At 59.9% G+C, this 12674-nt stretch carries 9 protein-coding genes and 2 tRNA genes; 7 read left to right on the top strand and 4 right to left on the bottom strand.

The genetic code is table 11. From position 1 onward, the window contains the following. Window positions 1-15: 15 nt before the first annotated feature. From HSW_RS10075 to gap, 3 genes are all read right to left on the bottom strand, one after another. Window positions 16-360, bottom strand: coding sequence for a translation initiation factor (locus HSW_RS10075; protein WP_044001826.1), 345 nt, complete (start codon window positions 358-360; stop codon window positions 16-18). A 104-nt stretch (window positions 361-464) separates the two neighbouring features. Beyond that, complete coding sequence (locus HSW_RS10070) at window positions 465-1373, bottom strand: diacylglycerol/lipid kinase family protein (protein ID WP_231501387.1); 909 nt, start codon at window positions 1371-1373, stop codon at window positions 465-467. Window positions 1374-1606: 233 nt separating this feature from the next. Next, complete coding sequence (gene gap / locus HSW_RS10065) at window positions 1607-2614, bottom strand: type I glyceraldehyde-3-phosphate dehydrogenase (RefSeq protein WP_044001825.1); 1008 nt, start codon at window positions 2612-2614, stop codon at window positions 1607-1609. A gap of 300 nt (window positions 2615-2914) precedes the next feature. Between gap and HSW_RS10060 the strand changes: the two genes are divergently transcribed. From HSW_RS10060 to HSW_RS10040, 5 genes are all read left to right on the top strand, one after another. After that, window positions 2915-2986 (top strand) — tRNA-Glu (locus HSW_RS10060). A 202-nt stretch (window positions 2987-3188) separates the two neighbouring features. Further along, a complete protein-coding gene (locus tag HSW_RS10055) occupies window positions 3189-5831 on the top strand; it encodes an alpha-L-rhamnosidase-related protein (protein ID WP_231501386.1) in 2643 nt (880 codons plus the stop codon). Between the two features lie 224 nt (window positions 5832-6055). Further along, a complete protein-coding gene (locus HSW_RS10050; RefSeq protein WP_044001823.1) occupies window positions 6056-6658 on the top strand; it encodes a Crp/Fnr family transcriptional regulator in 603 nt (200 codons plus the stop codon). Window positions 6659-6767: 109 nt separating this feature from the next. After that, window positions 6768-7133, top strand: a complete 366-nt coding sequence (locus HSW_RS10045; RefSeq protein ID WP_044001822.1) for a DUF4260 domain-containing protein — start codon at window positions 6768-6770, stop codon at window positions 7131-7133. 139 nt (window positions 7134-7272) lie between these two features. After that, the gene (locus HSW_RS10040) at window positions 7273-9447 is read left to right on the top strand and encodes a bifunctional alpha,alpha-trehalose-phosphate synthase (UDP-forming)/trehalose-phosphatase (protein WP_044001821.1); all 2175 of its coding nucleotides are present in this window, start codon (window positions 7273-7275) and stop codon (window positions 9445-9447) included. Window positions 9448-9649: 202 nt separating this feature from the next. Here the strand turns inward: HSW_RS10040 and HSW_RS10035 are convergent, their stop codons facing one another. Continuing rightward, the gene (locus HSW_RS10035) at window positions 9650-11437 is read right to left on the bottom strand and encodes a glycoside hydrolase family 15 protein (protein WP_044001820.1); all 1788 of its coding nucleotides are present in this window, start codon (window positions 11435-11437) and stop codon (window positions 9650-9652) included. A gap of 177 nt (window positions 11438-11614) precedes the next feature. Here HSW_RS10035 and HSW_RS10030 point away from each other — a divergent pair, with 177 nt between their 5' ends. Further along, complete coding sequence (locus tag HSW_RS10030) at window positions 11615-12331, top strand: TVP38/TMEM64 family protein (protein WP_044001819.1); 717 nt, start codon at window positions 11615-11617, stop codon at window positions 12329-12331. 124 nt (window positions 12332-12455) lie between these two features. Beyond that, a tRNA-Glu gene (locus HSW_RS10025) sits at window positions 12456-12527 on the top strand. Window positions 12528-12674 lie beyond the last annotated feature (147 nt).

Raw genomic sequence — 12674 nt, 5'->3', positions numbered from 1 at the left:
GCGCCAGCCCGTATTTTACCCGCCCGCCTTCTTGGCTTTGTAGCCTTTTTCCAGCAGCACGGCCATCACCTTGTCGCGTAAGTCGCCTTGAATGATGATTTCGCCGTCTTTGGCATTGCCACCTACGGCACACTTGGTTTTTAGCAGCTTGCCCAACGTCTGTAGGTCGGCGTCTTGGCCCACGAAACCGGTTACTAGCGTAACCTGCTTACCGCCGCGTGACTTCTTATCGAGCTGTACGCGCAGGTTCTGCTGCTGCGGGGGCAGCGTGACGGCAGCCGGCTCGTTAGTATCCTGGTATTCGAAATCGGGGTTCGTGGAGTATACCACGCCTTCCCGGCGGTTCTTATCGGCTTTCATGCGGTGGGTAACGAAGTAGTGGGGTAACTGAGCGATGCACGGCTTAAACTGGCCACACCAACTGCGGGCAAATTTACTTAGTTACTTCGCTACTCAATTCCTCTTTACACTGCTACTTCCAGAGCCAGAGGTTCCAGCTCTACTACAAAGCGTGTAGCGTCGGCTACGTAGTCACCATCCACATGAAAACCGATAGGGTGCGCTGCCTCTACCTGAATGCGGCGACTGGTATGGTAGGCCGCGCCGCCAGAAGTAGCCAGCGTGCCCAGGGCCAGTCCCACGCCTACCCGCACCGCACGCAGCATCGGCAGCTGGTCAATAAGGCAGACATCCAGTAGGCCATCCTGAATATCGGCGCGGGGCGCGATGTAGGCATTATTGCCGTATTGGGCGGCATTGGCGAAGGCTAGCACATAGCAGTGGGTATCGAGTAGCAGCGCATTTTCCAGCTGCACCTGCACCGGCACGGGACGGTAGCGGCGGTACTCGCGCAGGGCTACTTTCACATAGGTACTCAGCCCCCGGGTACCGGCTTGGGCAAACATCTTGCTCACGTGCGCATCAAACCCCAGCCCGGCCGTACAGAAAAACCAGTGGCCATTAATACGGCCCGCATCAATGTGCTGGAAGGTGGGCTGGCAAGCGCGGCGCACGGCACCCGGCAAATCCAGCGGAATGCGCAAGTGTCGGGCCAGCCCATTGCCCGAGCCCCGGGGCACGATGCCTAGCGCTGCCGGGGTGCCCAGCAGCCCCCGGGCCACTTCGTTCACGGTACCATCTCCTCCCACAGCAACTACTACCCGGCAGCCGCGCGCCGCTGCTTCACGGGCCAGCTCGGTGGCGTGGCCGGCGCGCTGAGTCAGCTGAATTTCAAACTCGGCCCCGGCAGCCGTGGCGTAGCGCGTCAGTAACGTCGGAACGTCCTGCGTGCGGTTCGTGCCGGAAGTCGGGTTAAGGATAAAACAGATGCGCACGGCCAGGAAGAGTAACTGAGTAGCAGAGTAACTGAGCAAATCACTCGGGTATCGGGTATGCAAAGGTAAGCAGCTGTTGCCCGCCGCCGGAACATATTTGCTTCGTTGCGTGCGGTTGCCGTCCCATCATGCAACATAAATATCGGGTGATGAGCTGGCAACATTTTTTCTTTACTCAGTTACTCCGCTACCCAGTTACTCCGTTCCAGTAAGCCAAAAGAAAAAAGGGCACCGTTTCCGGTGCCCTTTTTTCTTTTGGCTTACTGGAACGCTTAGCCGTTCATTTTCTCGCCCAGCTTCTGGATGAGGTCGGCGGTGCGGGTAGAGTAGCCGGTTTCGTTGTCGTACCAGCCTACCACTTTCACCAACGAGCCGTTGGCCGAAGTCAGCTCCGAGTCGAAGATGCACGAATGCGGGTTGCCCACGATGTCGATGCTCACCAGCGGATCGGTGCTGTACTCTAGGATACCTTTCAGGGGGCCCTCAGCGGCAGCCTTCACGGCCGCGTTGATTTCCTCTTTGGTTACCTCACGCTTCAGAATCACAGTCAGGTCCGTGGTCGAACCGTCTGGAATAGGCACGCGCATGGCAATACCATCCAGTTTACCCTTCAGCTGGGGCAGCACCAGACCCACGGCCTTGGCAGCACCGGTGCTGGTCGGGATGATGCTGTAGGCAGCAGCCCGGGCCCGACGCAGGTCCTTGTGGGGTGCGTCCTGCAGGTTCTGGTCGGAGGTGTAGGCGTGCACCGTAGTGATGTAGCCTTTCTCAATGCCGAAAGCATCGTCCAAGACCTTAGCCATCGGGGCCAGGCAGTTGGTGGTGCAGGAGGCATTGGAGAGGATAGTTTCCTCGCCCGTCAGAATGTCTTCGTTCACGCCCAGTACTACCGTCGGGATGTTGCCGGTAGCAGGTGCCGAAATAACCACCTTCTTGGCACCAGCCGTGAGGTGCTGACCAGCACCGGCCTCGTCCACGAAGCGGCCCGTGCTTTCCAGCACTACGTCTACGCCCATGTCGCCCCAGGGGAGCAGTTTGGGGTCACGCTCGGCCAAAGCAGCAATACGCTGGCCGTTTACCGTCAGGCTGTTGTCATCGTAGGCCACGGTACCATCAAAACGACCGTGTACGGAGTCGAATTTGAGCAGGTGAGCCAGCGTTTTATTGTCGGTGAGGTCGTTGATTGCCACGACTTCCACGTTCTCGCGCTGGAGCAGCGCTTTGAACGTCAGGCGGCCAATGCGGCCGAAGCCGTTAATGGCGACTTTGATTTTAGCCATAGGATTATGGGGAAATGGGAGGTTTATCGGTCCCGAGGGGCCGGGTGAAAACGCGGAGCGAAGGTAACGGGCTGGGGGTACTTCGCCAAATCAAACCCAATATCCTGCTACGCCCATTGCTTGCGCTACCCCCATTTACGGCTCAACGGAGTTTCGGACGGGTTGCAATGGAAAAATTTCCACCTGAAAATCAGCCAATTTACCCAAAAGGCTACTTTTTTTTCGAAACCAGGTATTGCGCCGAAAGATCGGGCTACTATCTTTGCATCACCAAAACGGAAAACGCTCCGCTGGGTATCTGGTCCGTTCGTCTAGGGGTTAGGACAGTAGATTTTCATTCTACCAACAGGGGTTCGATTCCCCTACGGACTACAAAAAAAGGCTTTCTGCTCCCCGCAGAAAGCCTTTTTGCGTTACGCCCCGACAATGCGTGGCAACTTACGGGCTGTTTTCTGCGTCCCCTTCCCTAATGAGAAACGCTCCCGTAGCCATGGGTCTGCTGGCGATGCAGACCCTGCTTGGTGCCTGCCAGGCACCAAAGCCCACGGCTGGCCCCGCCCCTATTTCTACTTCTATGCAAGCACCTTCCTCGCCACTGGTGTGGCAGTCGGCGGCTTTTGCCTGGTACCGTGACAGTATCGTGCAGGGCCAGTACGTGGCCCGGGCGCTGTCGGCTACGGAGCTGACTTCCAACTACCAGAGCCCGGCCAACGCCTACCAAGACCCGCGCATCATCTTCAAGTTCAGCCTCAATGGTCAGGACAACGAAATGGCGCCGGGCCAAGACCATAGCATCGTGGCGCTGCCGCAAGCCGGCCGCTTGGAGACAGAAACGCCCTTACTCACCTTTGGGCAGCGCTTTGTGGATAAGGCACTAATTCCTGCCAACACCTTCCTGGCTCCGAACACGCGCCTGAAAATCCGGCTGGATCTGCGGCCGGTGCTGGCGGCGTTCAAAAAACAGGGATATTTTACTACCTACACCGGAGAGAAACTTTACCAACAGGATTTCAAGGGCGTGTTTGTGGCCGGCAACACGGCTCCGCTGACCTGGGACTTCGCCAACCTGGCTGGCAAAAAGGAGCTGCAGTTGCAAGACCCGGATGGCAACGGTATCTACGAAGTTACGCTGGTACTCAATACCCCGGCAGCGGCTAAAACCACGGCTGCGAGCTGGAAACGAAGCATTGACACGGCCGATTTTCCGCAGTACCGCTCTGACTTCCCGCTCACCGACGCCCTCTATAACTTGGCGCTGGAAGAAGCCCGCCGCGCCGTGGAGCCCGACAGCACCTTCCGCACCGGGAAAGAGTGGGCTGGCGTCTGGACGCGCGACATCAGCTACAGCATTATCCTGGCTCAAGCCACGCTGCAGCCCCAGGTGGCCATGCACAGTCTGCTGCGCAAGGTGTCGAAGCAGGGCCGCATCATTCAGGATACCGGCACGGGCGGGGCTTACCCCTGCTCCACCGACCGGATGATCTGGGCCGTAGCCGCCTGGGAAATTTACCTGGTAACCGGTGACGAAGCCTGGCTGCGTAAAGTGTACCCCATCATCAAAAGCTCCCTCGAAGACGACCGGCAGAACGCCTACGATGCGCAAACCGGCCTCGTGCGCGGCGAATCGTCGTTTCTGGACTGGCGGGAACAGACCTATCCGCGCTGGATGCAGCCGGTGGATATTTACCAGAGTGAGAACCTAGGCACCAACGCCGTGCATTTTCAGGCTAATAAAGTACTGTCGGAAATGGCTGAGCAACTAGGCGACACTACTACTGCCGGGCAGCACTGGCGACTAGCTAAAACCATCCGCACCGGGATAAACACGCACCTCTGGCAGCAGGAAAAAGGATACTACGGGCAATTCCTGTACGGCCGCAATTTCCTCAGCCTCTCGCCTAAAGCAGAGGCATTAGGGGAGGCGTTGAGCGTGTTGTACGACGTAGCCAGATCCGCACGAGCCACATCGGTAATAGCGCATACACCCACTACTGCCTTTGGCATTCCGTGTATTTACCCACAGATTCCAGGCATTCCGCCTTACCACAATAACGCGGTGTGGCCGTTTGTACAGAGTTTCTGGGGGCTGGCAGCCGCCAAAGCAGGTAATGAAAAAGCCTTTCTGGAAAGCATGGCAGCGGTGTACCGGCCGGCGGCGCTGTTTCTGACCAACAAGGAAAACTTTGTAGCGCAGAACGGTGATTTTGCTGGCACTCAGATTAACAGCAGCAATATGCTCTGGAGCCTTTCGGGCAGTCTGGGGCTGGTCTATAAAGGGCTGTTTGGGATGAATTTTGAAACTACCCGACTGGTGTTCCGGCCCTTTGTACCCCAGGCGCTGCAAGGACGCCGGGAGCTCACCGGCTTCCAGTACCGGGGCGCAGTGCTGGATATTGAGCTAACAGGTTATGGTAACCGGATTGACAGCATGACGCTTGATGGCCGCCCCCTCCCAGACAATGCCATACCGGCTACGCTCACTGGTCACCATCAGGTACGTATTGCTCTGGTGAACAGCACTCCGGAGCCAAACTATATTATTACCCACGCTGAAAATGCCTTTTCCCCCGAAACGCCCACCGTGCGCTACGCCGCCGGCCGCCTCAGCTGGCCCCCGGTAGCCGGTGCCAGTGCCTACCAGGTGCTGCGCAACGGTCAATTCGCGGCCCGAACCACTGAAACCAGCGCGGCCGTAACGCCCGCCGCCTACGCCGAGTACCAGGTGGTGGCCGTGGACGCGCAGGGCCTGGAGTCGTTTGCCAGTGAGCCGTTGGTGGTAGCCGCGAAGCCGGCCCAGCTGGTACAGTTGGAAACCAGCGCCGCCAAATCGGGCAAGCCGTACAAAGGGTTCAGCGGAACGGGCTTCGTAGAAATCAGCAAGACGGTGAATACCCGCCTCACCATTTCCGTAACCGTGCCCGAAACCGGCCTCTATGCCCTGGATTTCCGCTACGCCAACGGCAACGGTCCCCTCAACACTGATAACAAGTGCGCCCTGCGGACGCTGCGCCTGGGCCAGCGCCGGCTGGCTACTGTGGTGCTGCCCCAGCGCGGCGTGGATGAATGGTCTAGCTGGGGCTTTACCAACCCCGTGCTGGTGCAGCTCCCGAAAGGCACGCATGCGCTGACGCTTAGCTTCGAGCCCGCCAACGAGAACATGCACGGCGAAGTGAACCAAGCCATGCTCGACTACCTGCGCGTGACGCGGGTGCAGTAGCGGACCTAAAAGCCCGTCATTCCAAGCGGAGCGAGGAATCTCGCGTGCTGACGTTGCATCACTGCCTCATCTTACTTCTGGTATACGGAACGGAGTCTATTAGATAAATTTAGCAATGTCAGCACGCGAGATTCCTCGCTCCGCTCGGAATGACGGGCTTTTATCCCCTTCACCCCCGCCCCTTCCCTCAACCGGGTTGCGGGTTTTGCTGCTACCTTGCACGTATGCACCCGCTCCGCGCTTACATTCACCGGTTTGTGCCGCTCACCGATACAGAGTGGGCTCCGCTGGCGGCCGGGCTTAGCCTCCGCCAATTGCGGCGGAAGCAGGAGTTTGTAACGCAGGGGCAGGCCGCGCCGGAGCTGGCGCTGGTACTTTCGGGGGCATGTCGGCTGTTTTACACGGGAGCCGATGGGGAGGACCGCACCACCTACTTCTTCTTCGAGAACCACCTGATGGGCAGCTACCAAAGCTGCCTTACGGGCCAGCCCAGCCAGTTCAGCATTCAGGCCCTGGCCCCTACCGAGCTGGTTACGTTTCCGTATGCCCTGCTACGCCGGCTGTTTGATGCGTATCCGGTGTACGAGCGGTTTGGGCGGCTGCTGGCCGAGTACCATCTGCTGGGAACCGATGCCCGCCTGGCTGAATTGCTGCTGCTGAGCCCTGAGCAACGCTACCAAGCCTTGCTGCGCAGCCACAAAACCAAGATTCTGGAACGCGTGCCGCAACAGTACGTGGCCTCTTACCTGGGCGTAACGCCCGTTTCGCTCAGCCGCATCCGAGCACGCCTGCAGGCCGACGATGGAGCCTCCCCGAAAGGCATCTGAGTAGCTGCCCAAACCGGTGTAGAGGCGCTGTTTCTTAGCGTTTGTTAACGAATTTCGGGTGGCCGGGGCCCGACCTTTGGGACGTTGTTTTACTTCATCCCGAAACCCCATGAAAACCCTGCTCAAGCTCGAAGAACTGGCCGAAGTGCTGGCCGCAACGCTGATTTTCGCGCACTTGCCCTACGCGTGGTGGTGGCTGCCGGCCCTGTTCCTGGTGCCCGACCTGAGTATGCTGGGCTACCTGGCCGGCCCCCGGGCGGGGGCGTTCAGCTACAACCTGCTGCACCACAAAGCCCTGGCCCTGCTGGTAGGGCTGGCCGGCTGGCTACTGGGGCAGCCGCCACTACTGCTAGCCGGTTCCGTACTGCTGTTTCACTCGGCCTTCGACCGGCTGCTGGGCTACGGGCTTAAGCACAGCACCGGCTTTCAGCATACCCACCTCGGCTACGTTGGTCAGCCGTCGGTGGGGGCCTGATACCGATGGTGCAACTGGTTTCCACGGTTGCGTTTAGCCACTTACGGAATGGGCGCGGTAACAGAAACCGGGAAACAACCTAATGGCCACTGCCTGTTTTATCCCGTAAACCTACAGGTTCACCAACCTGAAACGGCCTATGTCCCGCACCATTATTGTCTCAAACCGTCTCCCTACTAAAATCCTTCGCTCCGATAACAGCCTTACGTTTCAGCCCAGCGAAGGCGGGCTGGCTACCGGCCTGGGCTCTATTTACCAGCAGGAGGGCAACGTGTGGGTAGGCTGGCCGGGGCTCTTTGTGGAAGATGCGGCCGAAGAGGAGTACGTGTGCGAGCAGCTGCGCCAAGATAGTATGGTGCCGGTGTTCCTCACCGAAGCCGAAATCCGGGACTTCTACGAAGGGTTCAGCAACTCCACGCTCTGGCCTACCTTCCATTACTTTACTCAGTATGCCACCTACGAGCAGGCCCACTGGGAGGCCTACGTGGCCGTAAACGAGAAATTCTGCCGGGCCGTGCTGGAGCTGGCCGGGCCCGAGGACACTATCTGGGTACACGATTACCAGCTGCTGCTGCTGCCGGCCCTGCTGCGCAAAGCCCGCCCCGAGGCCACCATCGGCTTCTTCCTGCACATCCCGTTCCCGTCCTACGAACTGATTCGGGTGCTGCCGTGGCGCACCGAGCTGCTGGAAGGTATGCTGGGAGCCGATCTGCTGGGCTTCCACACCTTCGGCTACATGCGCCACTTCCTGAGCGCGGTAGCCCAACTGCTGGGCCTCTCAGCCCAGAACGGGCAGATTGAAACCGGCTCCCGCACCGTGCTGGTCGATGCCTTCCCAATGGGCATTGACTATGAGCGGTACGTGCAGGCGGCTGCTTCGGAAGCGGCGCAACGCCACGAGGCCGTGTACCGCGAAGCCCTGCGTGACACCCGCGTGATTCTGAGCATCGACCGGCTCGATTACTCCAAGGGCATTGCTCAGCGGCTGCGGGCGTTTGAGCTGCTGATTCAGCGCTACCCCGAGTGGCGCGAGCAGGTAAGCCTGCTTATGGTGGTGGTGCCCTCCCGCGACCAGGTAGCCCAGTATGCCAGTCTCAAGGAGGAAATCGACGAGCTGGTGGGCCGCATTAACGCGCAATATCGTACCATCGGCTGGACGCCCATTCATTACTTCTACCGCTCCTTCCCGCTGGAAGAGCTGTCCTCCTTGTACCGTTTAGCTGAGGTAGCCCTGGTGACACCCATGCGCGACGGCATGAACCTGGTAGCCAAAGAATTCGTGGCCAGCAAGGCGGATCAGAAGGGCGTGCTTATCCTGAGCGAGCGGGCCGGTGCGGCCCGGGAGCTGTCGGATGCTCTCATTATCAACCCCACCGACACCGGTCAGCTGGCCGAGGCCATGCACGATGCCTTGGTAATGCCCGAGGACGAGCAGCAGCTGCGCATGAGCGCTATGCAGGCCTTGGTGCGGCAGTATAACGTGTTTGCCTGGACCAAGCTGTTCATGGATCGACTGGCATACAGCAAGATGAAGCAGCACACGCTGGACACCGAAACCCTGAAGCCGGTGGTGGTAGACCAGCTGCTGGCCGACTACCAGGCCGCCCCTTCCCGCCTGCTGCTACTCGACTACGACGGTACGCTGGCCCCCTTCCACCCCAACCCCCAGCGCGCCCAGCCCGACCAGGAGCTGCTGCTGCTGCTACGCGCCCTCACCGATAATCCGCAGAACCGCGTGGTCATCATCAGTGGCCGCGACCGGACCACGCTGCAAGCCTGGCTGGGCCACTTACCCGTCGATTTTATTGCCGAGCACGGCGTGTGGCTACGGGCGGCCGGCGAGGAGTGGCAGCTGTTCCAGACACTCAGCAACGAGTGGCAACGCGACATCCGGCCGATTCTGGAGTTGTACGTGGCCCGTACCGCCGGCTCGTTCATCGAAACCAAGGAATACTCCCTGGTGTGGCACTACCGCCGCGCCGATGCCGAGCTGGGGGCCGTGCGGGCCCGCGACCTACTCAACCACCTCACCTTCATGACCGCCAACACGGAGCTGCAGGTAATGGAAGGCAACAAGGTAATTGAAATCAAGACGGCGGGCATCCACAAGGGCACCGCCGCGGCTCGCTGGCTGGCCACCTACCAGCCCGCCTTCACCCTGGCCCTCGGCGATGACCGCACTGACGAGGACACGTTCCGGGCCATGCCACCCGAGGCCTACACCATCAAAGTAGGTACCGCCGCCCGCTCCCTGGCCCGCTACCACGTAGCCTCCACCACCGACGTACGGAAGCTGCTGCGGAGCCTGCTATAACCGGCTATCATTGCAAGGAGGCACCTGTCATTGCGAGCAAAGCAATCCTTCCTTTTCCCTGCTCCAATGCTATTCCATTCAAAAGCCCCTGACGCCAGCACGGACGTCAGGGGCTTTTGTTTAGGTTACTAGTTGGAACATGGAGACTGGTCATTGCTTCGGCTCCGCCCCGCTATGACCAGTTTCTCCTTACCATGACATCCTACACGAAATTGGGTTTCGCCAGCTTCTGGGCGATGCGGTAGGCGGCGTTGACGAGGCCGACGTGGCTGTAAGCCTGCGGGAAATTGCCCCACTGCGAGCCGGTTTTGGCATCCACGTCTTCCGAGAGCAGGCCTAAGTGGTTGGTGTAGGTGGTCAGCTTTTCAAACTCCCGGATGGCTTCCTCCACCCGGCCCACGCTGGCCAGGGCCTCCACGTACCAGAAGGAGCAGATCAGGAAGGTAGTTTCCGGCGTGCCGAAGTCGTCGGCGTGGCGGTAGCGATAGAACAGGCCTTCGGGCGTCTTTAGGGCCTTTTCCAGCGCCTCCAGGTGCTTGCGGGCCCGCTCCGAGGCCGGGTCGAGGTAGCCCATCAGGATCAGCTGCATGCCACTGGCATCGAGGTGAGGCGAGCCGATGGCGTTGGTGTAGGCTTCCAGCTCAGGGTTGTAGCACTGCTCAATGTGGTCAGCGGCGGCGCGCATCAGCCGCTCGGCGCGGGCCTCCATTTCGGTGTTACCCACGGCCCGGGCTACCTTGCGGGCGGCGTGGCTGCCAGCCCAGTGGAACAGGTAGGTGTAGCAGTGCTTCTGGGCCAGGTTGCGGAACTCCCAGAGCCCGGCGTCGGGCTGGTCCATGGTCTGCTCGATGAGGGCCAGCGTATCGTACACCAGCTTTTCCGGGGCCAGCCGCTCTGGGTCGAGGAAGCGGCAATCCACGTAGAGCGGCAGCAGCGCCACCAGCACCTGCCCGTACACGTCGTTCTGAATGTGGGTATAGGCGTCGTTGCCAATGCGCACCGGCTGGTTGCCCTGGTAGCCAGCCAGCGGCAGCTCCCGCTCCACCAGCTTCGACTGCCCGCTGATGCCGTACAGCGGCTGGTACCGGTCCTGCACCTTGGTGGAAATATTCACGATGTAGTGGAAATACCGCTCCATCTCCTCAAAATGCCCGATGTTGTTGAAGGCCGTGAGGATGTAATACGTGTCGCGCATCCAGCAGTAGCGGTAGTCCCAGTTGCGGGTGCTGCCGGGGGACTCAGGCAGGCTGGTGGTAGTAGCCGCAATGATGGCCCCGGTATCCTCGTACTGGTGCATCTTCAGGGCCAGCGCCGAGCGTAGCACCTGGCTCTGCTGGAAGCTGCCGATGCTGGTGCTTTTCACCCAGGTGCGCCAATAGTCCACCGTAGAGCGTAGAAACCGCTCGGCAGTGCTTTCCAGCGGGGCTTCCAGGGGCGCGCCATAGGTCATCACTAGGTACTTGGGCTCGTTGAGCACGAAATCCTCCTCTTCCAGCACGTAGGTGAGCGGGATGTTGGTAGTCAGGCGGATTTCCTCTTCCAGGCCCAGAAACGCAATGTGGTTGGAACTGCGGCGGCGCGTGAGGGCTAGCTCGCCGTACTGGCCCACCGGCCGGCACGCCACCCGGATGCGGGGTGTACCCTGCAACGGCTCCACCTTGCGCACGAACATCAGCGGCTTATAGTACCGGTCGTACTGCGGGAAGCGGGGCGCAAAATCGGTGACACGGTAGCTGCCCTCAGCCGTGGAAATATCGGTTTGCAGCACGTTGGTGTTGGCCAGGTAGGTCTGGTGGGAGGTGAACTCCAGGGACGGGTCGGCGGGCCGGATGCTGTACTCGCCACCTTTATCCGCATCCAGCAGCGAGCCAAACACGAAGCTGCTGTCGAACCTAGGCCAGCAGAGCCAGCGCACGGCCGTATCGGTACCAATCAGGCCCAGGAAAGCGCAGTTACCGATCAGGCCGAAATCATAAGTATGTTTTGTCATGAAGCAAGGAATTTGCCCAGCGGCCCTGAGGCTACGGACGCAGTAGTACAGGTGGTAGTACCCCGCCCGCGCCGTTGGGGTTGTGTTAACCGCGTATTCGCCGGGTGCGTATGCCCAGAAATTGCCGCCGCTCCAGGCTGGCTTTGTTCTGTATTCGCCTCCCTAGTTCTTCTGATTTTGCCTACCACTGTTTCCGTCTCGCCACCCGCCAAAAAACGCAGCAGCCGCGTCCCGCTCTATATCACCCTAACGTTGCTGGCAGCGCTGGCGGCCTGCTGGTTCGGCTGGCCCGCCTTCCAGGAAACCATTCGGGAGGCCTGGGCGGTACTCAAATCGGGGGAGCAGCCGCGCATAGCCGCCTGGATGCAGCAGTTCGGCTACTGGGGGCCGGTGGTGCTGGTACTGGCCATGGTGGTGCAGATGTTCCTATTCGTGGTGAACGTGGTGCTGCTGATTCTGGTCGCCATTCTGGCCTATGGGCCGTGGTGGGGCTCGTTGCTGGCACTGGCGGGCGTGGTAGCGGCCTCGTCGGTGGGTTACGCGCTGGGCCGGGCTCTGGGCGACTCGTTCGTGCAGAAGCTGCTGGGCCGCAAAACCGAGCAGAAAGTGCTGGACGTGGTGGACCGCTACGGCGTGTGGGCCGTTATCATTGCTCGCCTCTCCCCTGCCCTCTCCGACGACGCCATCAGTTTCGTGGCAGGACTGGCGCGCATGGGTTACTGGAAATTTATGGCCGCTACCGTGGCCGGCGTGGTGCCCCTCATTGCCCTGCTGGCCTACCTGGGCGAAGACAGTGGCCGGCTGAAAACCGGTCTGCTCTGGGTGACGGGTGTCAGCGTACTGCTGTTCGGGGCCTACGTATGGTGGGACCGAAACCAGACGAAGCAAAAATAATCCACTTGATTCTGCGGCATTTAGCCGGTTCTACTAGTTTTTTTAGCGGCTGGCATTTGCATTGAACCGGAAACGTTCTACTTTTGCATCACCAAAACGGAAAACGCTCCGCCATTGGATATCCGGTCCGTTCGTCTAGGGGTTAGGACAGTAGATTTTCATTCTACCAACAGGGGTTCGATTCCCCTACGGACTACATTTTCTTAGGAAGGCCTTCACGATACCGTGAAGGCCTTTTTTATTTTCCACCAGCCCTGCGCCAGCCGACTTGGCGCTGGCAAGGCATTCCCCCAGGCCTGCGCTACGAGCCGCCATTGGGCCGCCGAGCCAGTTCCCCATTCGC

Origin of the sequence: Hymenobacter swuensis DY53 (assembly GCF_000576555.1) — a bacterium.
Classification (GTDB): Bacteria; Bacteroidota; Bacteroidia; order Cytophagales; family Hymenobacteraceae; genus Hymenobacter; species Hymenobacter swuensis.
This window is presented reverse-complemented; position numbering and strand designations above follow the sequence as displayed.